At 70.7% G+C, this 22,677-nt stretch carries 30 protein-coding genes; 10 read left to right on the forward strand and 20 right to left on the reverse strand.

All coding sequences use genetic code 11. The features are described from left to right. Positions 1 to 156 precede the first annotated feature (156 nt). The 5 genes from ACF09C_RS10565 to ACF09C_RS10585 all read right to left on the reverse strand — a co-directional run bounded on the left by ACF09C_RS10565 (position 157) and on the right by ACF09C_RS10585 (position 3,449). The gene (locus ACF09C_RS10565) at positions 157 to 477 is read right to left on the reverse strand and encodes a hypothetical protein (protein ID WP_392090956.1); all 321 of its coding nucleotides are present in this window, start codon (positions 475 to 477) and stop codon (positions 157 to 159) included. Next, the gene (locus tag ACF09C_RS10570) at positions 474 to 815 is read right to left on the reverse strand and encodes a hypothetical protein (RefSeq protein WP_327375401.1); all 342 of its coding nucleotides are present in this window, start codon (positions 813 to 815) and stop codon (positions 474 to 476) included. The genes ACF09C_RS10565 and ACF09C_RS10570 overlap by 4 nt, the downstream gene beginning before the upstream one ends. Beyond that, a complete protein-coding gene (locus tag ACF09C_RS10575) occupies positions 812 to 1,081 on the reverse strand; it encodes a hypothetical protein (RefSeq protein ID WP_362005723.1) in 270 nt (89 codons plus the stop codon). Before ACF09C_RS10575 ends, ACF09C_RS10570 begins: the two co-directional genes overlap by 4 nt. A gap of 522 nt (positions 1,082 to 1,603) precedes the next feature. Then, the gene (locus tag ACF09C_RS10580) at positions 1,604 to 1,942 is read right to left on the reverse strand and encodes a MerR family transcriptional regulator (RefSeq protein ID WP_361968811.1); all 339 of its coding nucleotides are present in this window, start codon (positions 1,940 to 1,942) and stop codon (positions 1,604 to 1,606) included. A gap of 865 nt (positions 1,943 to 2,807) precedes the next feature. Continuing rightward, entirely contained in the window at positions 2,808 to 3,449 is a 642-nt protein-coding gene (locus ACF09C_RS10585) for a type III effector protein (protein ID WP_392090957.1), read from the reverse strand. 132 nt (positions 3,450 to 3,581) lie between these two features. Here ACF09C_RS10585 and ACF09C_RS10590 point away from each other — a divergent pair, with 132 nt between their 5' ends. The 4 genes from ACF09C_RS10590 (at position 3,582) to ACF09C_RS10605 (ending at position 5,602) form a co-directional block, all read left to right on the forward strand. Then, on the forward strand, positions 3,582 to 4,016 hold the full coding sequence (locus tag ACF09C_RS10590; RefSeq protein ID WP_392090958.1) for an Hsp20/alpha crystallin family protein: 435 nt from the start codon (positions 3,582 to 3,584) through the stop codon (positions 4,014 to 4,016). 91 nt (positions 4,017 to 4,107) lie between these two features. Next, on the forward strand, positions 4,108 to 4,506 hold the full coding sequence (locus ACF09C_RS10595) for a DUF2267 domain-containing protein (RefSeq protein WP_392090959.1): 399 nt from the start codon (positions 4,108 to 4,110) through the stop codon (positions 4,504 to 4,506). A gap of 148 nt (positions 4,507 to 4,654) precedes the next feature. Further along, the gene (locus ACF09C_RS10600; RefSeq protein ID WP_392091402.1) at positions 4,655 to 5,053 is read left to right on the forward strand and encodes a DUF2267 domain-containing protein; all 399 of its coding nucleotides are present in this window, start codon (positions 4,655 to 4,657) and stop codon (positions 5,051 to 5,053) included. Positions 5,054 to 5,242: 189 nt separating this feature from the next. Continuing rightward, positions 5,243 to 5,602 carry a hypothetical protein gene (locus ACF09C_RS10605; protein ID WP_362005735.1) on the forward strand — a complete coding sequence of 120 codons (360 nt, stop codon included), beginning with the start codon at positions 5,243 to 5,245 and terminating at the stop codon, positions 5,600 to 5,602. 115 nt (positions 5,603 to 5,717) lie between these two features. Here ACF09C_RS10605 and ACF09C_RS10610 read toward each other — a convergent pair whose 3' ends face one another. The 8 genes from ACF09C_RS10610 to ACF09C_RS10645 all read right to left on the reverse strand — a co-directional run bounded on the left by ACF09C_RS10610 (position 5,718) and on the right by ACF09C_RS10645 (position 10,329). After that, positions 5,718 to 6,029 (reverse strand): SCO5918 family protein, encoded by a 312-nt coding sequence (locus tag ACF09C_RS10610; protein ID WP_392090961.1) that lies wholly within the window; start codon positions 6,027 to 6,029, stop codon positions 5,718 to 5,720. Between the two features lie 49 nt (positions 6,030 to 6,078). Next, the gene (locus tag ACF09C_RS10615) at positions 6,079 to 6,477 is read right to left on the reverse strand and encodes a CBS domain-containing protein (RefSeq protein ID WP_392090963.1); all 399 of its coding nucleotides are present in this window, start codon (positions 6,475 to 6,477) and stop codon (positions 6,079 to 6,081) included. 46 nt (positions 6,478 to 6,523) lie between these two features. Next, positions 6,524 to 8,035 (reverse strand): DEAD/DEAH box helicase, encoded by a 1,512-nt coding sequence (locus tag ACF09C_RS10620; protein ID WP_392090964.1) that lies wholly within the window; start codon positions 8,033 to 8,035, stop codon positions 6,524 to 6,526. A 248-nt stretch (positions 8,036 to 8,283) separates the two neighbouring features. Continuing rightward, positions 8,284 to 8,487 (reverse strand): cold-shock protein, encoded by a 204-nt coding sequence (locus ACF09C_RS10625; protein WP_392090965.1) that lies wholly within the window; start codon positions 8,485 to 8,487, stop codon positions 8,284 to 8,286. A gap of 380 nt (positions 8,488 to 8,867) precedes the next feature. Continuing rightward, positions 8,868 to 9,140, reverse strand: coding sequence for a hypothetical protein (locus ACF09C_RS10630; RefSeq protein ID WP_392090967.1), 273 nt, complete (start codon positions 9,138 to 9,140; stop codon positions 8,868 to 8,870). 41 nt (positions 9,141 to 9,181) lie between these two features. Further along, a complete protein-coding gene (locus ACF09C_RS10635) occupies positions 9,182 to 9,448 on the reverse strand; it encodes a hypothetical protein (RefSeq protein WP_392090968.1) in 267 nt (88 codons plus the stop codon). 112 nt (positions 9,449 to 9,560) lie between these two features. After that, positions 9,561 to 9,770: a hypothetical protein gene (locus ACF09C_RS10640; protein ID WP_392090969.1), complete on the reverse strand. Its 210-nt coding sequence runs from the start codon at positions 9,768 to 9,770 to the stop codon at positions 9,561 to 9,563. Positions 9,771 to 9,774: 4 nt separating this feature from the next. Further along, positions 9,775 to 10,329: a DUF5994 family protein gene (locus tag ACF09C_RS10645; RefSeq protein WP_392090971.1), complete on the reverse strand. Its 555-nt coding sequence runs from the start codon at positions 10,327 to 10,329 to the stop codon at positions 9,775 to 9,777. A gap of 281 nt (positions 10,330 to 10,610) precedes the next feature. On the opposite strand from ACF09C_RS10645, the gene ACF09C_RS10650 reads away from it, so the two are divergent. From ACF09C_RS10650 to ACF09C_RS10660, 3 genes are read left to right on the forward strand one after another with little or no spacing between them, the layout of a single operon-like run. Next, positions 10,611 to 11,105: a DUF5994 family protein gene (locus ACF09C_RS10650; RefSeq protein ID WP_392090972.1), complete on the forward strand. Its 495-nt coding sequence runs from the start codon at positions 10,611 to 10,613 to the stop codon at positions 11,103 to 11,105. Then, complete coding sequence (locus ACF09C_RS10655) at positions 11,102 to 11,458, forward strand: PRC-barrel domain-containing protein (RefSeq protein ID WP_392090973.1); 357 nt, start codon at positions 11,102 to 11,104, stop codon at positions 11,456 to 11,458. Before ACF09C_RS10650 ends, ACF09C_RS10655 begins: the two co-directional genes overlap by 4 nt. 30 nt (positions 11,459 to 11,488) lie before the next feature. After that, positions 11,489 to 11,659: a hypothetical protein gene (locus ACF09C_RS10660; RefSeq protein WP_392090975.1), complete on the forward strand. Its 171-nt coding sequence runs from the start codon at positions 11,489 to 11,491 to the stop codon at positions 11,657 to 11,659. A gap of 118 nt (positions 11,660 to 11,777) precedes the next feature. Here the strand turns inward: ACF09C_RS10660 and ACF09C_RS10665 are convergent, their stop codons facing one another. From ACF09C_RS10665 to cseB, 6 genes are all read right to left on the reverse strand, one after another. Then, entirely contained in the window at positions 11,778 to 12,977 is a 1,200-nt protein-coding gene (locus ACF09C_RS10665; RefSeq protein ID WP_392090976.1) for a PP2C family protein-serine/threonine phosphatase, read from the reverse strand. 359 nt (positions 12,978 to 13,336) lie between these two features. After that, positions 13,337 to 15,895, reverse strand: coding sequence for an ABC transporter permease (locus tag ACF09C_RS10670; protein WP_392090977.1), 2,559 nt, complete (start codon positions 15,893 to 15,895; stop codon positions 13,337 to 13,339). A 105-nt stretch (positions 15,896 to 16,000) separates the two neighbouring features. Further along, on the reverse strand, positions 16,001 to 16,774 hold the full coding sequence (locus tag ACF09C_RS10675) for an ABC transporter ATP-binding protein (RefSeq protein WP_392090978.1): 774 nt from the start codon (positions 16,772 to 16,774) through the stop codon (positions 16,001 to 16,003). Positions 16,775 to 16,970: 196 nt separating this feature from the next. Beyond that, positions 16,971 to 17,240 carry a hypothetical protein gene (locus ACF09C_RS10680; RefSeq protein ID WP_392090979.1) on the reverse strand — a complete coding sequence of 90 codons (270 nt, stop codon included), beginning with the start codon at positions 17,238 to 17,240 and terminating at the stop codon, positions 16,971 to 16,973. Between the two features lie 142 nt (positions 17,241 to 17,382). Further along, positions 17,383 to 18,672 (reverse strand): sensor histidine kinase, encoded by a 1,290-nt coding sequence (locus ACF09C_RS10685; protein ID WP_392090981.1) that lies wholly within the window; start codon positions 18,670 to 18,672, stop codon positions 17,383 to 17,385. Beyond that, positions 18,669 to 19,334, reverse strand: coding sequence for a two-component system response regulator CseB (gene cseB / locus ACF09C_RS10690; RefSeq protein ID WP_392091403.1), 666 nt, complete (start codon positions 19,332 to 19,334; stop codon positions 18,669 to 18,671). The genes ACF09C_RS10685 and cseB overlap by 4 nt, the downstream gene beginning before the upstream one ends. A gap of 576 nt (positions 19,335 to 19,910) precedes the next feature. On the opposite strand from cseB, the gene ACF09C_RS10695 reads away from it, so the two are divergent. The 3 genes from ACF09C_RS10695 (at position 19,911) to ACF09C_RS10705 (ending at position 22,054) form a co-directional block, all read left to right on the forward strand. Beyond that, positions 19,911 to 20,126 carry a DUF6243 family protein gene (locus ACF09C_RS10695; protein WP_392090983.1) on the forward strand — a complete coding sequence of 72 codons (216 nt, stop codon included), beginning with the start codon at positions 19,911 to 19,913 and terminating at the stop codon, positions 20,124 to 20,126. Between the two features lie 119 nt (positions 20,127 to 20,245). Continuing rightward, complete coding sequence (locus tag ACF09C_RS10700) at positions 20,246 to 20,626, forward strand: hypothetical protein (protein WP_392090984.1); 381 nt, start codon at positions 20,246 to 20,248, stop codon at positions 20,624 to 20,626. Positions 20,627 to 20,896: 270 nt separating this feature from the next. Then, positions 20,897 to 22,054, forward strand: coding sequence for a hypothetical protein (locus tag ACF09C_RS10705; RefSeq protein WP_392090985.1), 1,158 nt, complete (start codon positions 20,897 to 20,899; stop codon positions 22,052 to 22,054). Between the two features lie 130 nt (positions 22,055 to 22,184). Here ACF09C_RS10705 and ACF09C_RS10710 read toward each other — a convergent pair whose 3' ends face one another. After that, entirely contained in the window at positions 22,185 to 22,367 is a 183-nt protein-coding gene (locus ACF09C_RS10710; RefSeq protein ID WP_392090987.1) for a hypothetical protein, read from the reverse strand. Positions 22,368 to 22,677 lie beyond the last annotated feature (310 nt).

A 22,677-nucleotide genomic window follows, 5' to 3' on the forward strand; every position in this document is an offset into this window, starting at 1 on the left:
CTGGCGGCGGCGTCGTGGCTGCTTCCGTGGCCCCCTTGTTGACTGCTGTTTACCGCACCTACTGGCACGTTGTGGCACGGCTTTCGCGCGGGCTGGATTCCCGAGGGTGCTGTTGTCTGGTCCACCGACCGGACAGGTGTACGGGAAAGCGGCAGGTCACTGCCAGAACACCTCCTCGACGATGATCTGAGGGTCGGCGGTGCGTCGGGTGAACGTGTAGTGGATCCAGCCCCGGCCGTGATCGAAGTAGCAGACGTACAGCCCGTTCGGCACCGTCGACCGAAGCGGCGCGATACGGCAGCCGGGCGGGAGATCCGGGATGTTGTCGATGCCACGGAAACAGGGGTCCTCGGCGGTGACCAGTTCGGCTCGGATGCTGTCGATCAGGTCGCGGACCGGCTTGGGCAGGGAGTCGCGGGTGGTTCGGGCCGTGTCGACCCAGTCCATCTGCCAGGGCGGCCCCATGAAGTCGCTCACTGGCCGGGCTCCGCCTTCCCCGCCTCGCGCCGGAGGTGCGCGGCCTGCGTGAGCAACTGCGTGGCTTCGGCGTTCGTCGTCGCGTCGGCTGCCCGGTTTTCCAGATCGTGGATGTGCCGGTCGAGCGCGGGATCGCGGGCGATGGCGAACTCGGCCCACCACTGGGCGAGGAACGCCGGTACCGGGGCGATGTCGTGAGCGTCGCCGATGGCCCACTTCCAGTGGGTGTCGAAGTCGGCGAGGAGCTGCGGTGTGTGCTCGGCGATCGCGGCGCGCAACGCCTTCGTGTTCCGCTCGGGCATGGGCGGGATGCCTGATGGCCTGGGGGCGGTTGTCATGCCGCCACCTCCTCGCTCCCGCTGCCCTGGGCAGCCTGCTTGGCCTTGTAGGCGGCGGCGAGGGCGGACGCGTACTGGGGTGTCCACTCCATGTGCCTGGCGACGGCCGGAGCTCCGCCGCGGCCGAGGTCTACGGCGATACGCCCCGCGGTCTCACGGAAGTGCGCGACGGCGTCGTCGGCGGCCTTCTTCGCCCGGTCCAGTTCGAGCTTCTGCCTGTCGGTCAGGGCGGCCTGCGGAGCTCGGGTGCGGGCTTTGTCGGTCATGGGAGGAGTGTGGACCCCACGCCGATAAATCGCAAGGATTACTTGTCGTTAAGAGCTCTGCTTGTAAGCGAAGATCTCCCATCGAGGGCGACTCCGAGTCCAGCGGCTGGTGTGTGCGCGGGCGACCTGCCGTCCTTCCTCTCTGTCGAGGTCAAGCGGCACCTTGGGCGCTCGCGGAGCGCGGGTGCCTGTGGCACGCGACGTTCATGAGTGTCCTCGACGCCACTCCGCGGGGCGGCGGCTACGTGGCCGCCTTCGCTCTCCTGCCCGGACCGAGTGGGAGCAGTCTCGACAGGCGTCGACGGCCTGACGCGCGACTCCGGACATGAGTTCTCGACCCGGCGCGGACAGTGCTGACCGATGCGCAACGTGCTCCGCGCAGGCCGGGCATACGGCATCTACCAGGCCACGCGCAGTGCTGACATGGGGGCGGCCCTCGCGCGGGCTTCTGCTCGTGAGTAATCCGCCGCCAAGCCTTCGGGTTGCACCCGTCGGTTGATGCCGACGAGGAGCTGACTCACCTCAAGCCGAGTCCGGCGGCGCGTCGGATGTGGCGTCGCGGCGGTATTCGGCGTTGATGCGCTGGGCCTCTTCGAGCTGGTCCTCGAGGACGATGATGCGGCAGGCGGCCTCGATGGGGGTGCCCTGGTCGACCAGTTCGCGGGCGCGGGCGGCGATCCGCAGCTGGTAGCGGGAGTAGCGGCGGTGGCCGCCTTCCGAGCGCAGCGGCGTGATGAGGCGGGCTTCGCCGATGGCGCGGAGGAATCCTTGTGTGGTGCCGAGCATTTCGGCGGCCCTGCCCATGGTGTAGGCGGGGTAGTCGTCGTCGTCGAGACGGCCGTACGAGTCATCTGCTGTCATTTGCACCTCTCTGGGAAACGCATGGAGGGGCCCTGGTGCCGTACTGGCACCAGGGCCCCGAAGGAACTACTACACCATCTGCCGGCCCTGATACTGCGCCGGCGTTCTGTGTCCGCGGACCCGACTTGGCTGCTGTCGGGGGCGCGGGGATCGCGGTTGCTTGACCGGAGACCACCTCACTATCGATGTCCTGCGGTACCCGGGTTCAGTACTTCCGCCCGGGCGATCCTGATGGCGCGGGTTCCTCCGTTCTTCCTCGGTGATCAACTGCTTGTTACGGGGTACTGCGTACTGCGGGTACTGCTGGTGATGCGAACCGCTCAGTGGCCTGTGACAGCGCCACTCTTCGGCAGCCGGCCCCGTTGCCCGTCCTGCGTCTTCTCTGGCTTGGAACCCCACTGCCGAACTTCCCGGTGCGCGCGCCCGCAGCCGACGCCTTCACCAGGGGTACTGCTCACTCTTCACTGCTGGGTTACTGCGCACTGCACTCACGGGTACCGCATCTGACATGACCGCGGTCCCGCTGCGGCGGCCCCTGATCACTGCGGGCCACCCGGTCCGGCCGCCAGTCCCGTCGCCGTCCTGCAACATCCCTGGCTTCGGAACTCCACCGCCGCACCGTCCTGCGAACTGCAACCACCTGTACTGCTGGTACCGCTTGCCCGGCAGTTCATGTCTGCCGGGCCCTGCTGTCTCTCTGGGCTACGAGAGAAACCATAGCCACGCCACCACCTAATGTCTACTCCGGCCGACATAGATTTTCGGGTGTCCGGTGTGCAGGTAATCGACCCCGAACAGTGACGCCAAGGATCGGGCGGTGGCGGGGCTCGCGACGGGCGAGGAGGACCGCTGCGAGGTTCCCGGGTCAGGGCTGTGGGGTGTGGGATCGACGCTGGTCGCTTTCGTCGCGGAGGTCTTCGGTGCGGCGGGTCAGGTCGTCGACGCGCTTGGCCAGCTCGGGTTGGAGAGGGGTCAGGTGGGCGTGGGTGCGTGCGAGTGGTTCGAGGAGCAGGGTGGGGTCGCTGTGCGCGAGGGCCGCGGAGAGGTCGGCCTGTGTGTCTGTGGGCAAGGTGTCGAGGGCGGTGATCTGTCCGGCGAGTTGGCGTAGGTCGGCGGCGTTCGATCGGGCCCAGGCCGTGATGGTGCGGTCGGCGGCGCGGCGGTCGCGGATGGTCTGGACGCGTTGCTCTCCGGTGGTGCCGGGGCTGCCGGGGCGTACGCGGAGGTAGCGCCGTTCGGCTGCCTGTCGGCTGGTGACGCCGAGGGGGTGGGCGAGATCGGCCCAGCTGGCGCCGGCGTCGCGGGCGGCCTCGATGAAGCCGGGCTCCCATGCGGCGAGCTGTTCGCGCAGCTCACGCAGGAGGAGGAGGGCGGCGAGTGCTTCCTCCGAGGAGCTGTGAGGTGTCGTGTCGGGGGTCGCGGACCGGGCTGCCCGTACCGCTTCGTCGATCGCGGCCAGGGCGGCGAGCGCCGCGGGAAAGGTGACCGGTTGGTCGGCTCCTGTCACAGGATCACGCCCTCTTTATCATGTCGTCCATCCGTTGACATTCAGCTTGTCGTCGTTCGGATGACATGCTACAACGGAGGCAGATGCAGCGCATTGGCAGTCACTGCCTGATCCCGATGGAGGTGTTTCGCGATGTTGATGCGCACCGACCCGTTCCGCGAACTCGACCGCCTCACCCAGCAAATGCTGGGTACGACCGGCACCTGGTCACGGCCTTCCGCGGTACCGATGGACGCCTACCGCGAGGGTGACGTCTACGTCATCGCCCTCGACCTGCCTGGCGTCGCGCCGGACGCGATCGACATCGACGTCGAGCGGAACATGCTGACGGTCAAGGCCGAGCGCCGCCCCGTCGCGAAGGCCGACGACGTGCAGATGGAGCTGTCCGAGCGGCCCCTCGGCGTCTTCTCCCGGCAGCTGATGCTGGCCGACACCCTCGACACCGAGAAGATCACGGCCGACTACGAGGCGGGCGTACTCACGCTGCGCATTCCGATCGCCGAGCGTGCGAAGCCCCGCAAGATCGCCATCGGCCGGGGCGGAGACCACAGGCAGATCAGCGGCTGAACCGCAGGAAAGGCCGGGAGCGGAGGGCGGAAGCCTTTCCCCCTCCTCCGTCCTCCGCTCCCCGCATCCATGTATGCGCAAGGGGGTCGTGATGAGACTGCGATGGCAGAGCTTCCTCGACAAGGTCCAAGAGCGCGGCGACTACAGCTCGCCACAGGAGGCCGAACGCGCCGCCCGCACCGTGCTGGCGCTGCTCGGCGCCCATTTGGTCGGTGATGTGCGGGCCGCGCTCGCCGCCCGCCTGCCGGAGACCTTCGCCCTGGTGCTCCTCAACCCGCTCCAGGCCACCGAGCCTCTCTCACCGGAACGCTTCGTACGCGCGACGGCCGCCTGGATCGAAGGAGCCACCGAACGGACCGCGGCCTGGGACGTCAGCGCCGTCCTCAGCGTCGCCGCCGACGCGGCTGGCGAGGAACTGACCGCCCGCATCCTGCTGCAGCTCCCACCCGGCTACGACCTCCTCTTCGGCCGGCCACACCACCCCCGGTGAGCCGGCAACCCCTGAAACGTGTTCGCTCCCCCGGTCCCAGGGGCCGGGCCCGAAGAGAACGGCGATCTCCACCGGCATGACTCTTCAGACCGAGACCACGACAACAGCCGCTCACGGCAGCATCACCAGCGCGGCGCCCTACTCCCAGATGCTCGAGCGTGTGCGCTACGAGGGCGCCTACCCCACCCTCGAACGCGCCGACGAAGCCGTGCGGTCAGTGCTCGCCGCTCTGGGGCGACAGCTCGTCGGCGACGAACGCGTCGACCTCGCCGCACGCCTCCCCGTCGAGGCAGCCCTCGTCCTCACCGCCCAGGTCCCCGCCGTCACACCCCTCACCGGGTGGGAGTTCGTCAAGGACCTCGCCCAGCGCACGGGCAGCACACCCGCCGGCGCCCGCTGGAACATCGGCGCCGTCCTCGCCGCCGTATCCCAACTTGCCGGACCCGAACTCCTCGACCGCATCATCAACCGACTCCCCTCCGGCTACGCCCTCCTCTTCGGCAAAGCCGAACTCCACCAACCCCGGCACAGAACCACCTCCTTCTGACCCGTCCCCCGCATGTGCACCCCGACCTCAACCGCGCCACCGGAGCTTCGGCCGGCACATGGTCAACCGGTCGTCATAGCGACCTCGGCCACGCGGCGTGCCTCTGGTGGGAAGACGGTGACGGCGCTTCTCGCCCAGTGGCACGACCGGTTGAGGGGAGGGGACGACCCGTGAATAGGATCGGCTCTCATGTCGAAGCTTGACGAGCTGCTCGTTGACATTGCCACGCTGGTGGAGTCCGGGCAGAGCAATCAGATGTCCCTGACGGTGGTCACCGGTGGAGCTGTCATCACCGGCCGACTGGCGCCCGAAGCGGTATGGAGGCAGCGGGTCTCGGAGGTCCTGGCGGACTCCGCCCACCTGGGAGAGTTCTCCGCCGCCTTCACCGCTACGACACGGAGGGACGGACCGCCCGCGTATCTGCACTTCCACATGGCGCGGATTCTTCAGGGCACGGTGGGGATCCCGGAGACGGGCGGGATGTACCGTATCTCGATCGCGAATGTCAGCGCCTGGACCATGGGCGACTTCAGCTACTCCGATCACTGACTTCCCGCCCTTGGAGAAGCCGATACACCGATACGCGAGAGGGCCCGACCGGCGGGTGCCGGTCGGGCCCTCTTGGCTGTTCGGGGGTCAGCTCACGGTCGCCCGTGGGTCACGGTCAGGCCGCCGCCGGGGCGCCGAGCATGGCGGAGGCGTGCTGGAGGGGGTTGAGGGCGCGGGCGGGCGCGGTGTTCTGGGGGAGGCCGCGGCAGGTGAAGCCGAGCCGGGTCATGGCGCGGAGGACTTCACCGGCGGTGAAGTCGCGGCGGTCCTGGCGGGTGATGACCTGGCCGACCTGCTTGACGGGGTAGGTACGGCGGCCGATGATCACGGACTCGCCGACGACCTCTTCGGGCTTGACGCCCTTCATGGCGTCCAGGACGCCGCTCTTGGTGAGGTCGAAAGGGAAGCGGGCGATGACACAGCGCATGATGCCTCACAGGGAGGGGAAGGGGATGGTTCCGCCGTGGTGAGGCGGTTCACGCGAGGACGGGCGCGGGGGCGCCCTGGGCGTCGTCCTGCTCGCCCACGACGGACGGGGTGACGATCCGGGGACGTACCGCCCGCCCGATCGTCAAGGCGGTGGCCGAGGTGAGCGGCCCGCCGTCGCCGGAGAGGTCGCGCAGCTGGAGCCGGTCCGTGTAGACGGCGCTGTCGCGGACGGCGGTGAGCTGGGCCCGCGTGACCAGACCGGTGCACTGACCGTCGTTGTCGCAGATGAGCAAGTGCCCGGTGCGGGCCCCGACCATGACGGAAAGGGCCACCTCGACGGTCATGTCGTCGCAGACGTGTGGTCCGGCCGGGTCCACGGCGTCGACCACCGTCCTGGGTGCGAGGGTGGCGTGCGTCGAGCTGTGCTGCGTCTGGACCGGCGTCACAACGTGCCTCCTGCGGAGATGGGTCAGCTTCCGGATCACGTGGCGCTCAGGCTGCCGCGCCGACAACGGAACGCCGTCCGCCGGCGCGCCGGGCGGCCGAGGCGGGGCCGCGCCGGCCGCGGGAGGTGGTGCCGCGCTTGCGCTGTTCGGCGGGCGGCGCGGTGATCGTCACGGGGATCCCGGAGGGGGTCCGCGCGCCGGTGATCCGGGTGAGTGCCTCCTCGCCGGAGCGGACCTGGGTGGTCTCGGGCACGATGCCGGCGGCGGCCATGAGGCGGTTCATGTCGCGGCGCTGGTTGGCGGTGACCAGGGTGACGACGCTGCCGGACTCGCCGGCCCGCGCGGTCCGGCCGCCGCGGTGGAGGTAGTCCTTGTGGTCGGTCGGCGGGTCGACGTTGACGACGAGGTCGAGGTTGTCGACGTGGATGCCGCGCGCCGCGACGTTCGTGGCGACGAGGACGGTGACGTGCCCGGTCTTGAACCGGGCGAGGGTGCGGGTGCGCTGCGGCTGGGTCTTCCCGCCGTGCAGGGCGGCGGCCCGGACACCGCAGCCGAGGAGGTCCTCGGTGAGTCGGTCCACGGCGTGCTTGGTGTCCAGGAACATGATCACCCGGCCGTCGCGCGCCGCGATCTCCGTCGTCAGCCGCTGCTTGTCGGCGCCGTGCACGTGCAGGACGTGGTGCTCCATCGTGGTGACCGCGCCCTGGGAGGGGTCCACGGAGTGGACGACGGGGTCGGTGAGGTAGCGGCGGACCAGGAGGTCGACGTTGCGGTCCAGGGTCGCGGAGAACAGCATGCGCTGACCCTCAGGGCGGACCTGGTTCAGGAGCGCGGTGACCTGCGGCATGAAGCCCATGTCGGCCATCTGGTCGGCCTCGTCCAGGACGGTGATCGCGACCTGGTTCAGCCGGCAGTCGCCGCGGTCGATGAGGTCCTTGAGGCGGCCGGGGGTGGCCACGACGACCTCGACGCCGCTCCGCAGCGCGTTCGCCTGCCGGCCGATCGGCATGCCGCCGACGACGGTGGCCAGGCGCAGCTTCACGGCGCGGGCGTAGGGGGTGAGGGCGTCCGTGACCTGCTGCGCGAGTTCCCGGGTGGGGACCAGGACGAGCGCGAGCGGCTGACGGGACTCGGCGAGCTGTCCGGCGGTGCGGGCCAGCAGGGCCAGGCCGAAGGCGAGGGTCTTGCCGGAGCCGGTCCGGCCGCGGCCGAGGACGTCACGGCCCGCCAGGGAGTTCGGCAGTGTCGCCCCCTGGATCGGGAACGGCACGGACACGCCCTGAGCCGTGAGCGCGGCCAGCAGGGGCCTCGGCATGTCGAGATCGGCGAACGCCTCGACGGCGGGCAGCGCCGGAGTGATCGTCTTCGGCAGGGCGAACTCCCCTTGCACCGGGGCGGCCCGCCGGCCGGAACCGCCCGACCGGCTCGGACCTCCCGAACGGCTCGGCGCGGACGAACCGACGCGACCGCCCCGGCCTGTTCCGGCGGAGGAGTCGTACGTGTGGCCGCCGTTGCGGCGGGTGCGGGAGGAACGGCTGTTCGTGCGTGTGGGGTTCATTCAGAACCTTCCTTTGATACGGCGCGTATCGAGGAATTCCCGCGCGGAGAAGCAGCGTGGGGAATCACGGGCACGGGCCGAAGGGAATGCGAAAGCAGGCGGCTTGGCTCAGGACGAGAAAATGTCGGCACAAGCGGGCGTGAAATAAATGCGAGAGGCCCAGGTGCGTGTGAGGACCTGAGAAATGCATGTAGCTGGGGCCCGCACCCCGAGGGATGCGGGCCCCAGCTACGTATTACGCGTCAGCGTCAGGCGGGAACGATGTTCTCGGCCGTCGGGCCCTTCTGGCCCTGCGCGATGTCGAAGGAGACCTTCTGGCCCTCCTGGAGCTCGCGGAAGCCCTGGGCGGCGATGTTCGAGTAGTGGGCGAACACGTCAGGACCGCCACCGTCCTGCTCGATGAAGCCGAAACCCTTTTCCGCGTTGAACCACTTCACGGTGCCATTAGCCATGTCATATCTCCTTGGGGCAGTACGCCGGTGTCCGTACCGTACGGACGCCGTGTCGCCGCGATGATGCCCTGCCCGGAAAATGACCGGAAATACAAAGCACTTCCGTGCGGCATGCGGCCGACCGGAGGTGCTTGAAGTTTTTGGGTACCAAAACTGCAACTGAGTTCGACAGTAGCACGTCACCGCAGCCTGTGTGTCGCGAATATTTCTCCCTGTGTGGCGCCGATAAAAACTCTGCCTGCGATGGCCGTTAAAACCTCAGGCCGCGAACACAGGTATTCGTGCACTCCGAATGTGGCGATTCGGAAGCTGGGCGCCCAGGTCCCGCTGCGCCAGGTTCGCGCCCAGGCCGTCGACAGCGGTCGGGGTCAGGAGGGCGCTCAGCCGCTTTCCTCCTCTTCGGCCTCCATGCGGCGGATTCCCTGGTGGGTCAGGGAGACCATCGCGGGGGTGTTGCCCGGTTCCCAGTCGACGGTGATCAGGCCCTCGCCGGCGAGGTAGGTACAGGCTGCTGCCAGGTCCTCCTCCGGGATGCGCAGGTCGTTGCGCAGCTTCCGCCCCGGGACTCCGAGGAGACGGTTGCCTTCGGTGGCTTCGTAGAGGGCGGTCAGGACGCGTTCGCGGTAGACCTGTCGCTCGCGGAGTGTCGCCATGACCGAGTCCTTTCATGCGTGTGAGGAACGGTCGATCCTCCTCACACCTCGTCGACGTGGGTGCCGGTGCCAGAGGACGGTCTGCTGGTGGTGAGCCAGGAGAGGGCGGGTTCCGCGGCGGTTTCGGTGTCGACGGTGAGGTGGAGCCGGGTGCCGCCATCGGGTACGGGGTAGCTGCGCTGTTCCGCCCCGGCGAAGGAGCGGCGGATCACTTGGGCGACCGCGCGGGCGGCTTCGGGGGTGGCGGCGACGATGCGGATCTCGGCGTGTCCGACCGAGGGCAGGGTCGCGGTGTCGGTGGGGTGCAAGATGTGGTCCCTTCACGGGCGAACGAGAGGCCGGCGGGTGGGTTGTCCCGGGTGTCGGGTGCCCCACCCGCCGCCTTCGGCCGGAGGAGTGGTCTGAGGTGGTCCGGGGTGGTCAGGGCCAGGTGCCCGTGATCCTGCGGCGGGAGGCTTGCCCTGTCGGCGCGGGGTGGCTGTGGCCGGGCGGCCGGCGAATGGCCGGGAAGGGTTCGGCGTAGTGGTGGGCCGCGATGCGTGCGTCGTGCTGGGCGTTGAGCCGGTGGATCAGGCGCGTGCCGAGCGCGATCAGCAGGGTGAGCGTCGCGAGTGCGATCAGGGTCTCCATGACGTCACCTCCGCGGGTTCCCCGGCAGCGGGATCATCCGCGCGCCGACGACCGGGTGCCGGAGCGGCGGCAGGGCGGCCCCGCCGTCGGTCTCCCAGGCGTCCTCGGTGCTTCGGGCGTCCCGCATACGGCGGCCGGTCGTGGCCTCGTCGGACATCAGGACACCGGCGGCCAGGACGCTGCCGGGGATGGCGGCGGCGGTCATGAGCCGGGCGGCTGTGGCGCGTTCGGTCTCGGGCGGAATCACCAGCAAATCGCAGCGGCCGACGCTGTAGGAGAGCAGGATCATCTTGTCGGGATCCTGTTCGGTGAACCAGCCGACGTGCACGGTGTGCCCGGTGACGGCGACCTTGTGCGGGACGACGGGCCAGCGGGTGGGGTTCACCGTGACGCGCGTGATGCGTCCGTAGCGCCCTTCCAGCGCGTCGACCAGAGGCGGAAGCTCGGCGGCGAGGTCACGCGAGCGAGGCCACCAGGCGCCGTCCAGGAGGCCGGCGAGGAGTGTCTTCGGTGTCAGCGACAGGCGCGCCGAAAGCGTGGGTGCCAGGGTGCTGGTCATGATCGCGGACCCGTCTCCGGGCCGCCCTGCGGGGCGGCCCAGTGTCTTGATCGCCGGAAACGACGTCCGCGTGGGAGCGGGTGCTCGAGTTACTCCCGGTACCTTCAGCGTACTCCGCCCAGCGGTCGGACGAGCCGTTCCGACCAGGTGATTTCCCGCCGGGAGCACCGCCCGGCCGATGGCCACGGGCACGACCACAGGCGCGCGGAGTAACGTGAGACCACGGCGGTATCTCGCCGGCCGTGAGGTGCCGGCGGCCCCGCGCAGGCAGGCGGACCACCATGGCCGAATCCGACACTCCCACCCCTCCCAGGCTCCTCCCGGACGAGATCCACCGAGCGGTGAAGCCCGGCACCGCCCTGCTCCGGCTGCAGACGACCCACTCCCGCGAAGGCGTCCTCGACGGCGCTTGGTGGCCCCGCTCCCGGGACGTCCCGACCGAGCTGCCCGCCCTGATCCAGGCGCTCACCGCGCACCTCGGCCCCATCACGCGGGTCGGCCTGGACACGGACGCCTGGGAGGAGGTCCCGACTCGCGTGGTCGTCGACGGCCGGGTCGTCCACCTCGGCTCCTTCCCCGTCGGCGACGACACCGTCCTCATCACCCGTGGCGACAACGACCACTTCGCGCTCCTGGTGGTGCCGCCGGACACGACGCCCGATGCGGCACGTGACGCCATGGCCCGTGCGGTCCGAGCCGACAACGTCACCCAGGCCGCCGAGATCCTCGTCGCCACGCTTCCCGAACCAGCGACCGACCGCGAGGAGTCGGCATGATCCGGATGGCGGACATCCGTGAGTGGCGAACCCACGACGTGGTGGACACGCGGGGCCACAGGATCGGAGAGCTGGAGGCGATCTACGTCGACACCGGCACCGACGAGCCGGCCATGGCCACGATCCGGGTCGGCCTGCCCACCCGGCACCGGCTGGTGTTCGTCCCCCTGGAAGGGGCAGTGGTGGGGCCGGGCTATGTGAAGGTCGTTCACGACAAGGCACTGGTGAAGCAGTGCCCTTCGATCGGCACCGACGACGTCCTTCCCGCCGGGGACGAGGAAGCGGTCTTCCGGCACTACGACCTCCCCTACGAGCCCGGGGCGAACGGTGAACGGCAGTTGGCCCGTCGCTGAGCCCCCCGACCGACCGAAGAGGTGGCCCTCATGTCGCTCTTCCTGGCCCTGATCATCGTGGCGATCGTGCTGGGCCTCATCGGCGCCGTCGTCGACGGCCTGCTCTTCCTCCTGTTCATCGGCATCGTGCTGTTCGTGGCGGATCTCGTCTACATCGGCCTGCGCACGCGCCGCTCCGCCCGCCATCGCCCGCTCCGGTGACCCGACACACGGGGCGCCGGCCCGGACAGCGACGAAGCCCCCGTCCGACCTGGGGGACCGGCTCACCCTCGCCTCCTGGTTCACCGTTCCCACCGGCACGCCGTGGCACGGCCTTCCGTCATCCGCGCCACTCGAACAGGACGAGCGTCGCGTCGTCCGAAGTGGTTTCGCCGCGTGCCCGCTTGAGGGTGTGGGACAGGTTCCTGGCCACCGTGCGGATCCCGTGGTCAGCCTGCTCCAGCTGGTTCACCCAGCCGATCAGCTGCTCCTCGCCGAACTGCTCCTGCCCGCTTTCGTGTTCTTCGATCAGACCGTCGGTGAAGCAGAGGACGCGGTCGCCCGGCTCCAGCACCACTGCGCTGACCTGCGGCTGGGCCCCTCCGAAGCCGACGGGGAGGGTCGTGGGGCTGTCCAGACGGCCTACGACGCGGTGCGCGCGTATCAGCATCGGCGCGGGATGCCCCGCGTTGACCCACTGGAGGCGCCCCGTGTCCGTGTCCAGGCGCATCATCTGGGCGGTCACGAAGTGGTCCGGGTCGAACTGCTCGGCGATGGCCCGGTCCATGAAGAGGTAGATCTCGGACAGTTCGATGCTGATCCGGCGGGCGTGGCGGTACGCGCCGATGGCCACCGTGGCCATCGTGGCCGCGTCCAGGCCGTGCCCCATGGCGTCGATCATGGCGAGGTGCAGGACGTCGCCGTTCAGGGCGTAGTCGAAGCTGTCCCCCGCCACGGCGTAGGCGGGCTCCAGGACTCCGGCGACCGCGACGCGCGGCATCACCATCGACAGCGGGGGCAACAAGGACCACTGGATCTCCGCGGCCACGCTCATCGGTTCACCGCGACGGGTCCGGAAGAAGAGGTCGGTGTGGCCGTTCTTGGTCTGCAGCAGGTCGGCGATCAGACTGGCGATCCTGCGCAGCAGGCGGCGGTCGTCGTCATCGACGGCGTCCAGGGTGACGCCCAGGACGCCCGCCTGGTCGCCCCCGTCCAGCAACGGCAGCAGGACCCGTACGCCGTCGGGCAGCGCGAGTTCGACCGGGCGCGAGGTGAGGAAACACCGGCCGGCGTCCGAGCTGTCGATGGACTGCGGCTCGCCGCCCGCCAGTCCTTCGCCCGGCAGGGGGACCAGCCTCTGTTGCCCGTAGTCCTGGAGCAGGATCTGTGTATCCCGTCCCCCCAGCCGCGCCACCGTGTCGGCGAGTACCGGCCCCACCAGATGGGGCGGCAGCTCGTGGGCCCGGTCCAGGAGCCCGCCCAGCAGCCTCTCCCCGAAGCTCTCCGAGCGATCCGGATCCCCGGGCGATCCGACTGTCATCCCGCTCCCTTCCGCAGGGCGGCGGACGGGCTGCGCGGCGCCTCGCGCAGCGGCCCGGCGGGCCGGGAAGCCGGGCAGAAGCCGGGCCCGTCACCGGTGATCTCGCCACCAGAATGCGCCTTGGAGACAGGTGACGCCACACGGGTGCCATCGAAGGCCGCCTCCGTACGGTCGACGAGGCCGCCGAGCGCCTCGGCCCCCGCCCCGGGACGTCTGGGCCGGCGATGTGCCAGGTGTAAGGAGGCGTGCGTTGCCGACCACGGCCTCCTCGTCGTCCGGTTCCCGGACCTCTCCGGCGCCGGAGAGGTCCGGGAACCCGCCGGCGTCGTCGGTGGCTTCCCACGGCCCCGCACCGCGCGTCAGACGTCCGCGACCGCCTCCAAGGGGCTCAGGGCGGCCGCCCGGCGGGCCGGGACGGCGGCCGCGAGGACGCCGATCGCGAGGGAGAGCAGGCACACGAGGAGCAGCGTCCCCCAGGGCAGGGCCAGGGCGTACTGGTCGATGGCGCCGTTGGCGAGGGAGCCGACCGACCAGGCGCCGAACAGTCCGCCCGCCAGGCCGAGGAACGTCCCGAAGCCCGCGACGGTCAGCGCCTCCAGACGGATCATCCGGCGGACGCCCGCGCGGTCCATGCCGAGAGCCCGCAACGCGCCGATCTCACGGGTGCGTTCGGCGACCGACATGGCCAGCGTGTTCACGATGCCGAGCGCGCTGATGACGACGCCGATGCCGAGCATCCCGTACATCACGTTCAGCAGGTCGGCCATGGTGCCCGCCGCCTCGCGGACGAGTTGGTCCCGGTCCTGCACCTTGAGGAGCGGGTTGTTGCCCACGGCGGTGCGCAGCCGGGCCTCCAACTCCTTCGTCCCCGGGCCGTCGGTGCGCAGCAGGACGCGCTGGACGGAGCCGGGCAGGAAGCTGTTCCTGGCGACCTCGGCGCGGCTGCCGAGCGCGTCGTGGGCGACGGGGCTGTCCTTGTAGACACCCACGACCTTGTACGCGGCGAACTTCCCTTCGCGGCCCAGCCGGACGTTCAGCAGGCCGCCGGTGGTCACCCCGTGCTCGCGGGCGAGGGTGCTGGAGACGGCGATCCGGCCCGGGGCCAGGTTCTCGGCGGAGCCGGAGACGAAGTCGAGCTTCATGGTGTCGTGCACGGTGGCGGGGTCGACGCCGGAGATCTGTCGCACGCCGCTTCCGGTGAACAGGGTCGAGTCCGTGATCGCGTGCGCGGTGCGCACCCCGGTGGTGTCGGCCAGCCGTCGTACGGCACCGGGGTCGATGCCCGTCATGGTGGAACGGGTGCTGACGACGTAGTCGGCGCCGAGACCGGCCGCGGCCTGGCGGTCGAGGGCCTGTCCGGTGGAGTGCCCGATGACGGCGAGCCCGGTGACGAGACCGGTGCTGATCAGCAGGGTGGCGGCGGTGGCCGCGGTGCGGCGCGGGTCGCGCAGGGCGTTCTCGCGGGCGAGGCGGCCGGTGAGGCCGAAGCGCCCGGTCAGCCGGCCGGTCAGCCGGATCACCGGGGAGGCGAGCAGCGGCGCGAGCATGATCAGGGCGGCGGCGAACAGGCCGCAGCCGGCCATCGCGTCGCGCAGGTTCTCCTCCGAGGCGTCCTTGGCGCCGCTGAGCGTCACCAGCCGGCCGGCGCCGAGTACGAGGAGGCCGAGGCCCACCGCGCCACGCAGCCGGAACCGCTGCGCCGTGGGCGGCTGTTCGGCCGTCCGCATCGCCTCGACGGGTGCGGTTCTCGCGGCCCGGCGGGAGGGCAGCCACGCGGCGAGTACGGTGACGCCGACGCCCACACCGAGCGCCGCCACGACCGAGCGCGGGCCGATCACCAGGGGGCCGCCGGGTAGGGTGCCGTCGGCGCCGAGGACGTCGGGCAGCACTGCGGCGATGCCGAGCCCGAGCAGGAAGCCGGTCACCGAGGCGGCCAGGCCGACGACGAGGGCCTCCAGGAGGACGGAGCGCGACACCTGGCGGCGCGAGGCGCCGATCGCCCGGAGCAGTGCGGTCTCCCGGGTCCGCCGCGCCACGACCATGGTGAAGGTGTTGACGATGAGGAACGAGCCGATGAAGAGCGAGACCCCGGCGAAGACCATCGGCACCTTCTCGTAACCGCGGGTCAGGGTGTCGACGAGGATGGCCTGTTGGGCCGCCTGGGCGGCGCCGGTGGTGGCTTCGGCACGGTCGGCGGGGAGCACGGCCCTGACCCGGTCGGCGAGTTCGTTCGCGGTGGTGCCGGGCGCGGCGGCCAGGTCGATGCCGGTGTAGTGGCCGGGAGTCGAGAACAGCTTCTGCGCGGTCGCCGTGTCGAACAGGGCGAGGGTCCCGCCGGCGGTCACGCGGGTGTCGTCGGTGGTGACGATGCCGACCAGCCGCTTGGTCATGACCGGGCCGTCCGTGGCCAGGGTGATCGTGTCGCCGACGTGGAAGCGGCCCGCGGTGGCAGTTCCGCTGTCGACGGCGATCTCGCCGCTGTTCGCGGGGCCGCGGCCTTCGACCAGCGGATGACGGCTGTCCTTGCCGTCCTTGCCCGGTACGTACGCGGCGGCCAGGTTCGACCAGGCCCGGTCGGCCCGCAACGGGGTGCCGTCCGCCGCGTTCAGGGTGGCCGCGCCGTCGACCGACGGGCGTACGGCGGCGACACCGGGCACCCGGGCCAGTTCCGCGGCGAGTGCGTCGTCGAGCACACTGGCCGGCGGCCCCGCCTCGGCACCGGGCTCGGGAGCCTTCTCGGTCACGGTGACGTCGATCCCGGCGAAGTTCTTCGACGCGGCGGCGCGATGGGCGGCGGCGGTGGAGTCCGCGAAGACGAGGGTGCCGCTGACGAAGGCGACACCCAGGCATACGGCGAGGACGGTCATGGCCAGCCGGGCCTTGTGGGCCAGGAGGTTGCGCAGGGTTGTTCTCAGCATGGGCTTCCGGGGCTTTCCGAGGGATTCCGAGGAGGTCGGGGACTTCCGGGGACGGGGCGGTACGGGGCGGGCGGCGCGGGTACGCGGCGGGCGGCGGGGCGCGGCTCAGCCGTCGTGGGAGCGGGAGCCCAGGCTCTTCATCAGGTCGAGGACGCGGTCCGGGGTGGGCCGGGCCATCTCCTCGACGAGGCGGCCGTCGGAGAGGAACACGACGCGGTCGGCGTAGCCGGCGGCCACGGGGTCGTGGGTGACCATGACCACGGTCTGACCCAGCTCGCGCACCGAGTCGCGCAGGAAGCCGAGGACCTCGGCCCCGGCGCGCGAGTCGAGGTTGCCGGTGGGCTCGTCGCCGAAGACGATCGCCGGGCGCGAGGCCAGGGCGCGGGCGACGGCGACGCGCTGCTGCTGGCCGCCGGACAGCTGTGCGGGCCGGTGGCCCAGACGATCGGAGAGGCCGACCATCGACACCACCCGGTCCAGCCACTCGCGGTCGGGGCGGCGTCCGGCGATGTCCATCGGCAGCGTGATGTTCTCGAGCGCGGTCAGCGTCGGCAGCAGGTTGAACGCCTGGAAGACGAACCCGATCCGGTCCCGGCGCAGCTGCGTGAGCTGCCGGTCCCTGAGGCCGCCGAGTTCGGTGGTGCCGACGCGTACGGACCCGGAGGTGGGCGAGTCGAGTCCGGCGGCGCAATGCATCAGCGTGGACTTGCCGCACCCCGACGGGCCCATGATGGCGGTGAACTCGGCCTCGCGGAAGGCGATGCTGACCCGGTCCAGGGCGACGACCCGGGTGTCGCCGCCGCCGTAGATCTTCGACAGGTCGGTGGTGGCGGCCGCGATGCCGGTCATCGGGTGCCGCGACAGGAGGTCGGCGGTCATGGGGCTCCTCTTCTCGTACGGAAAGACGCACGAGAAGGGTGTCCGGGGAACGTATCGGGGCCTGGGCCGCTCTGTATCGGCGACCGCTCGGGCGTGCGGCAAAGGTGTAGCGGGCCGGGCACGCGAAAGGGCCTCCCCGCGGTGTCCGCGCATCGAGAGCGCGGACACGGCGGCGAGGCCCTGGGGGGCGCTGCCGTTACCGGCGTCCGGCCTGGGCGGCGACGAAGCGGGCGAGCCCGCCGACGGCCAGGAGCGTTCCGCCGAGGAACAGTCCGATCACGCCGAGCACTCCGGCGGGCTGTCCCGTCTCGCCCGCCGTGGTGTTCGCGGTGAAGGCGCCGAGGACGAGCAGCAGGGACAGGACAGCGGTGAGGGCGCCGATGCCCAGGGCGCCCCGGCGCAGAGCGGTCTGCGGCCGGCTGCCCCACTGCGGCTGGGCGGCGGCAGTGCGGTCGGACGAGTTCATGAGTGACCTCCTCGAATGCGGTCCCGTGCCCGGATCGGTACGTGACGTGGTGTCCTTCGAAGGGTGCCGGAGCAACGTATCGGGCCCTGGGCCGCCGTGTATCAGTGCCTGCTCCACCGCGTACCGACCGTACGGCCGTCCGTCACGGGGGCAGCCGCAGGGTGGCGACGGCCCCTCCGTCCGGGGCGTTGGCCAGTAGCAGCTCGGCGCCGAGGACCCGGGCCTGGCCGAAGGCGATGGTGAGCCCCAGGCCGTGGCCGGAGCCGCGTTCCCGGGCGCCTGTGTGGAAGCGGCGCGGGCCGTGGAGCAGCAGATCGGGCGGGAAGCCGGGGCCGTGGTCACGGACGACGACCGTCAGTCCGTCGACGGTGACGCGCACGGGGCCGGCGCCGTGGCGGTGCGCGTTGACGACGAGGTTGCCGACGATCCGTTCCAGGCGTCGCGGGTCGGTCTCCAGCGTCCGCGCGACGCCGTCGTCGGCAGCCTCGGCAGCCTCGGTGACCTCGGCGGCCTCGGTGACCTCGGTGACGAGACCGGTACGGGAGACGGCCTCGGCGACCACGGCGCCGAGCGGTACCCGGACCCGGACCGGTTCCTCCGCCCCGGCGTCCAGGCGGGAGATCTCCAGGAGGTCTTCGACCAGGCCGCGCAGGTCGCGCACCCGGGCCCGCAGCAGATCTTCGGTCTCACCGGGCGGCAGGAGGTCGACGGCGGCAAGGAGTCCTCCGACCGGGGTGCGCAGCTCGTGGGCCACGTCCGCGGTGAACCGGCGCTCGGTGCGCAGCCGCAGCGCGAGGCTGTCGGCCATCCGGTCGACGGTCGCGGCGATGTCCGCGACCTCGTCACGGCCCTTCGTGGGCCCCGAGCGGGCGTCCAGGTCTCCGGCGGAGATGCGTGCCGCCGTCTCGGCGACCCGGCCCAGTCTCCGGGACAGGAGCCCGGCACCATAGACGGCCAGGGGAACGGCGGCCGCGAGCGCGACGAGCGAGGCGACGGCCATGGCCGCGTCGAGGCGCGACAGGTTGGCGCGGTCCGAGCTCAGGTTGATCTGGACGGCGAGGACGGGGCTGCCCGGACCGCCGGTCCGCTGGGCGGCCCAGACGCTCGGCCCGACGTTCCCTTCGACGTGCCCGTCGTAGACCCGGTGCCGTTCGCCGTCGGCCGGAGCCCGCAGCGCGGCGGGCAGGTCGGCGGGGTCGAGTTCGGCACCGTCCGTGAGGACGCCGGTGCGCCGGTACACGTCCATGGCCGCGTACACGGTGTTCAACGCCCGTGCCTCGCCCCGGCTGCGGATGTCGTGGGCGGTCCACAGGTGCACCAGGACGCCGACCGCCGCCACGACGAGCAGGGCCGTCGCCGCGGCGAGCGCGGCGATCTTCCGGCGCAACGAGGTGTGGCCCGCCCACGGCCTGCGGAGGGGACGCACGGTCACCGCCGGAACTTGTATCCGAAGCCCCGGACCGTCTCGATCCGGTCCCGGCCCACCTTGCGGCGCAGCCGCTGCACACACAGGTCCACGACGCGGCTGTCCCCGTCCCAGCCGTAGTCCCACACGTCCCGGAGGAGAGTGTGCCGCTCCAGCACGACCCCGGGGTGGGCGGCGAACTCCAGCAGGAGCTTGAGCTCCGTAGGGGTCAGAGCCACCGGCCGGCCGGCGAGGAACACCTCCATCCCGGCGGTGTCGATCCTCAGGTCCCCGAACTCCAGCACGTCGTCCTCGGCCGGCCGGCTCCCAGCCGATGCCGGTCCGTTCGGGGGCACAGGCGCGTAAGTGGCGCGCCGCAGCAGCGAACGCATGCGGGCCACCAGGACGTACGTCTCCACCGGTTTGACGACGTAGTCGTCAGCCCCGGCCTCCAGCCCGGCGACCACGTCGAGTCCGTCGCCGCGGGCGGACATCATCAGGACCGGTACCAGGCTGGTCTCCCGAACCCTGCGGCACAGCCCGATCCCGTCGAGGCCGGGCAGCATCACGTCGAGGATCAGCAGGTCGAAGTCTCCCTCCCGGAAGATCTCGAGCCCGGTGAGCCCGTCGGCCGCCGCCCGCACCGCGTAGCCGTAGCGCTCCAGGGCGACGGAGAACGACCGGCGCATCAGGTCGTCGTCCTCGACCAGCAGCACGCGGGCAGTCGGCGCGGAGGAGGCGGGCGAGGACAAGGGGGCTCCTGTTCGGGCGGTGGACGGGCGGACGGCCCCGCTCAGATCCACGACGATACGGCAGACAGCGGACAGTCCGGCGCATCGTCCGGAGGCACGCGCGACACCGCACCGTCCTCCTCCTGCCCGCGAGAAACCCCAGGTCGAACCCCTGTCGGCCGGCCCTGGAAACGGCGCCGTACCGGCTGACTGGGCATCGCCCGGCACACCGATTCGATGCCGGCCCGAGCGCTGTCCGACACGCCTCCGATACAAAGCCCCAGGGAGGGGTCCCCAGAACGGGTACCACCCGGATGCTGCCCCGGGCGCCGCCGAAGGGCCGGCCGACGCCCGGGCGGGGAAAGGCACTGGTGTGCGGGGTCGACGGAACCGGGTAACGTCTTTGTCATGTTCTTCCAGGGCGCCGATTTGCGAGTGAGGACGTGACGGGCCCCTGCTGACGTCCTTCGACGTCGCCGCGCCCGTCCCCACCGATGAATCCGTAGATCTTTCACCTCATGACCGGGAGAACCCGTGACCGACAGCAAGAACATCAACAACCCCGTGGGTCAGGGCGGCGGGCAGCGCAAGAAGCTGTCCCGCGCCGAGCGGCAGAACAACGGTCCGCACCGCAACCTCGACCGCCAGGGTGCCGCCGACCGGAAGGCTGAGCTGGTGCGCAAGATGCGCGAGAAGGTAGGCGTGGCTGAGGGCGCCGGGCCGACGGGCGACGACATCGCAGCGAACTGACGCACCGCCCCCGCAGGGCGGGTCAGGTTGGGACGACGACGAATCCCCCGGTTACCGACCGGGGGATTCGTGTCTGAGCGGGTGACGGGAATCGAACCAGCGCCATAGGCGCCGGGCCCGTGGCCACCGTCGAGCAGGTCTTCGCCCTCGCCGAGGCCATCGGGATCCGCCGGCGCCTGATGGTCCTGCTCGGAGCCTTCGCCTCCATGCGCCCGGAGGAGCCGGCCGAGATACGCCTAGCCGACATCGACCTCGATACCGGTTCCGTGCGGGTGCGGCGGGCCGCTCCGGGACTGATCACCGCCCGCCGAGTGATCGGAGACCCCAAGTCCCGTGCGGGTAAACGGGAGATCATGCTGCCTGGCTTCATCCTCCTCGACGTCCGCCGACACTTGGAGTGGATCGCGCAGGACGGGGCCCGATGGCCTCGTCTTCGTGGGGGAGCGGGGCGCGGCCCTGCGCGGCACCACCTTCGGTCGGAAGTGGCGCAAGGCGCGTGACGCGGTCGGCATGCCGAAGGAGCGGCGGTGGACCAACGCTCTTCGGCGAGTTGCTCCGGACGACGGAAGGTGGCCGGGGCGTGCGCCGGATTCCCGTGGCGAGGGCTGATGGTGCGTCAGGGATTTGATGCGACTGCGGTGGCCGCACAAGCGCAGCATGCCGCCCCCGCTGCCACGACCGCGGGTCGCTCGGCGGCGCCCCCGGGCTGTGCTCGGATCCTCTACCCCGTCTGTGGCCCCGTCCTCTCCTGGCCGAAAGGTGCCGCTGCCATGTCCGTGACTACCCTGGGTGATCCCCTGTCAGGGACGCTTCCACGCCGACGCCCCTGCCTGGCGCGCCGACTGAGTTCCGTGCTCGTCGGCGCTCTGATCGGCCTGGCCATGGCCGTGGCCCCTGCCCAGGCCGCGGTCGGAGACATCACGGAGTACCCCCTGCCCCAGGCGAACTCGTTCCCGCAGGGGATTGCCGCCGGGCCCGACGGGAATCTGTGGTTCACCGAGACCGACGGCGACCGGGTCGGTCGGATCACCACGGCCGGGGCCATCACGGAGTACGCCACCCCCACCGCCAACAGCTCGCCGCGCGGTATCGCCGCCGGGCCCGACGCCAACATGTGGTTTGCGGAGAACCAGGTCAACCAGATCGGGAAGATCGAGACCGGCGTCGTCCCGCCGGACGCCGACCTGGCGGTCACGAAGTCCGACGCCGGAAGCGACCCGGCCACGGTCAACGACACCGTGACGTACGCCCTCACCGTCACCAACAACGGCCCGGACCAGGCCGAGGACGTCGTTCTCACCGACACGCTTCCCGCGCAGCTCGACTTCACCTCGGCGGACTCCAACGCCTGCGGCGAGACCAGTCCCGGAGTGGTCACCTGCGAGATCGGCACGCTCGCGTCCGGAGCCGACACGACACTGCACATCACCGCGACCCCCACCGCCGTGGGCACCTTCACCGACACCGCGTCGGTGACCGGGTCCGTGCCGGACTCGAACATGGTGAACAACACCGACACGGAGGACACCACCGTCACCCAGACGTGCCTCGGTCAGCCCGCCACGATCGTGGGGACGTCCGGGAACGACACGATCCAGGGCACCTCACGGCGCGATGTCATCATCGCCGGTGCCGGCAATGACATCGTGGACGGCCGCAGCGGCAACGACCTCGTGTGCGGCGGTTCCGGCGACGACACAGTGACTGCAGGCAGCGGAAACGACCAGGTCGACGGCGGTGCCGGTAGCGACAACCTGTCGGGTGACAGCGGCAACGACACGCTGACCGGCGGCGCCGACAACGATTCCCTGTTCGGCGGCGCCGGTCGCGACAACCTCGACGGCGGCCCCGGAACGAACACGAACGACGGCGGTTCGGGAACCGACACATGCACCAACCCCTCCTCGGGGACCAGCTGCAACCCGTAGTACGCAGCAACTGGGACGGGAAACGTCGAAGGGCCCCACCGCGAATGGTGGGGCCCTTCGACATCGTGACCGGTGAGGAGACCAGAACTAGGACCGCAGGATCCTGTTCGAGGTACGCGGTCCGGGGCGGTCAGGGAACGATGCGGATGAAGAAGGGGTCGCCGTCGAGGACGCGGTCCCGCTGACACCAGGCGCCCAGGGTGCCGTCGGCGCTGCCGTTGTCGGCTCCGGGGACCTGCGCATGGAAGGCGGGGCGGGTGTATCGGCCGAGGTGGTGCAAAGTGGTGCGCCGTGTGCCCTCCGAGCAGGGCATTCCCGCGAGATAGGGCACACGGAGGGCACGACGGGCCCCGAGAGGTCTGGACAACAAACAAGCCCCAGGTCTCTGACCTGGGGCTTCGCTATGGAGCGGATGACGGGAATCGAACCCGCGCTATAAGCTTGGGAATCACACGTGACTTGGATCTCCGTATGGCCTCTGACCTGCGAAGACAGGAGCCGACGACGCCCTTGAAGGTCTCTCGTCGGGTCCTCTGTGGACCGCTGTTTACCGCTCCTACTGGCACGTTGTGGCACGCGGCCCCAGTGATGAACCCCAGGGTTCCCCCAGCCTGACCGTGCCC

Origin of the sequence: Streptomyces sp. NPDC014870, assembly GCF_043081505.1 — a bacterium.
GTDB lineage: Bacteria > Actinomycetota > Actinomycetes > Streptomycetales > Streptomycetaceae > Streptomyces.

Coding starts and splice junctions, on each gene's coding strand:
- ACF09C_RS10570 (WP_327375401.1), bottom strand. CDS start 815: ATGACAACCGCCCCCAGGCCATCAGGCATCCCGCCCATGCCCGAGCGG.
- ACF09C_RS10575 (WP_362005723.1), bottom strand. CDS start 1,081: ATGACCGACAAAGCCCGCACCCGAGCTCCGCAGGCCGCCCTGACCGAC.
- ACF09C_RS10580 (WP_361968811.1), bottom strand. CDS start 1,942: ATGACAGCAGATGACTCGTACGGCCGTCTCGACGACGACGACTACCCC.
- ACF09C_RS10590 (WP_392090958.1), top strand. CDS start 3,582: ATGTTGATGCGCACCGACCCGTTCCGCGAACTCGACCGCCTCACCCAG.
- ACF09C_RS10595 (WP_392090959.1), top strand. CDS start 4,108: ATGAGACTGCGATGGCAGAGCTTCCTCGACAAGGTCCAAGAGCGCGGC.
- ACF09C_RS10600 (WP_392091402.1), top strand. CDS start 4,655: ATGCTCGAGCGTGTGCGCTACGAGGGCGCCTACCCCACCCTCGAACGC.
- ACF09C_RS10605 (WP_362005735.1), top strand. CDS start 5,243: ATGTCGAAGCTTGACGAGCTGCTCGTTGACATTGCCACGCTGGTGGAG.
- ACF09C_RS10610 (WP_392090961.1), bottom strand. CDS start 6,029: ATGCGCTGTGTCATCGCCCGCTTCCCTTTCGACCTCACCAAGAGCGGC.
- ACF09C_RS10620 (WP_392090964.1), bottom strand. CDS start 8,035: ATGAACCCCACACGCACGAACAGCCGTTCCTCCCGCACCCGCCGCAAC.
- ACF09C_RS10625 (WP_392090965.1), bottom strand. CDS start 8,487: ATGGCTAATGGCACCGTGAAGTGGTTCAACGCGGAAAAGGGTTTCGGC.
- ACF09C_RS10630 (WP_392090967.1), bottom strand. CDS start 9,140: ATGGCGACACTCCGCGAGCGACAGGTCTACCGCGAACGCGTCCTGACC.
- ACF09C_RS10640 (WP_392090969.1), bottom strand. CDS start 9,770: ATGGAGACCCTGATCGCACTCGCGACGCTCACCCTGCTGATCGCGCTC.
- ACF09C_RS10645 (WP_392090971.1), bottom strand. CDS start 10,329: ATGACCAGCACCCTGGCACCCACGCTTTCGGCGCGCCTGTCGCTGACA.
- ACF09C_RS10650 (WP_392090972.1), top strand. CDS start 10,611: ATGGCCGAATCCGACACTCCCACCCCTCCCAGGCTCCTCCCGGACGAG.
- ACF09C_RS10655 (WP_392090973.1), top strand. CDS start 11,102: ATGATCCGGATGGCGGACATCCGTGAGTGGCGAACCCACGACGTGGTG.
- ACF09C_RS10660 (WP_392090975.1), top strand. CDS start 11,489: ATGTCGCTCTTCCTGGCCCTGATCATCGTGGCGATCGTGCTGGGCCTC.
- ACF09C_RS10665 (WP_392090976.1), bottom strand. CDS start 12,977: ATGACAGTCGGATCGCCCGGGGATCCGGATCGCTCGGAGAGCTTCGGG.
- ACF09C_RS10670 (WP_392090977.1), bottom strand. CDS start 15,895: ATGCTGAGAACAACCCTGCGCAACCTCCTGGCCCACAAGGCCCGGCTG.
- ACF09C_RS10675 (WP_392090978.1), bottom strand. CDS start 16,774: ATGACCGCCGACCTCCTGTCGCGGCACCCGATGACCGGCATCGCGGCC.
- ACF09C_RS10680 (WP_392090979.1), bottom strand. CDS start 17,240: ATGAACTCGTCCGACCGCACTGCCGCCGCCCAGCCGCAGTGGGGCAGC.
- cseB (WP_392091403.1), bottom strand. CDS start 19,334: ATGCGCCGGTCGTTCTCCGTCGCCCTGGAGCGCTACGGCTACGCGGTG.
- ACF09C_RS10705 (WP_392090985.1), top strand. CDS start 20,897: ATGTCCGTGACTACCCTGGGTGATCCCCTGTCAGGGACGCTTCCACGC.
- ACF09C_RS10710 (WP_392090987.1), bottom strand. CDS start 22,367: ATGCCCTGCTCGGAGGGCACACGGCGCACCACTTTGCACCACCTCGGC.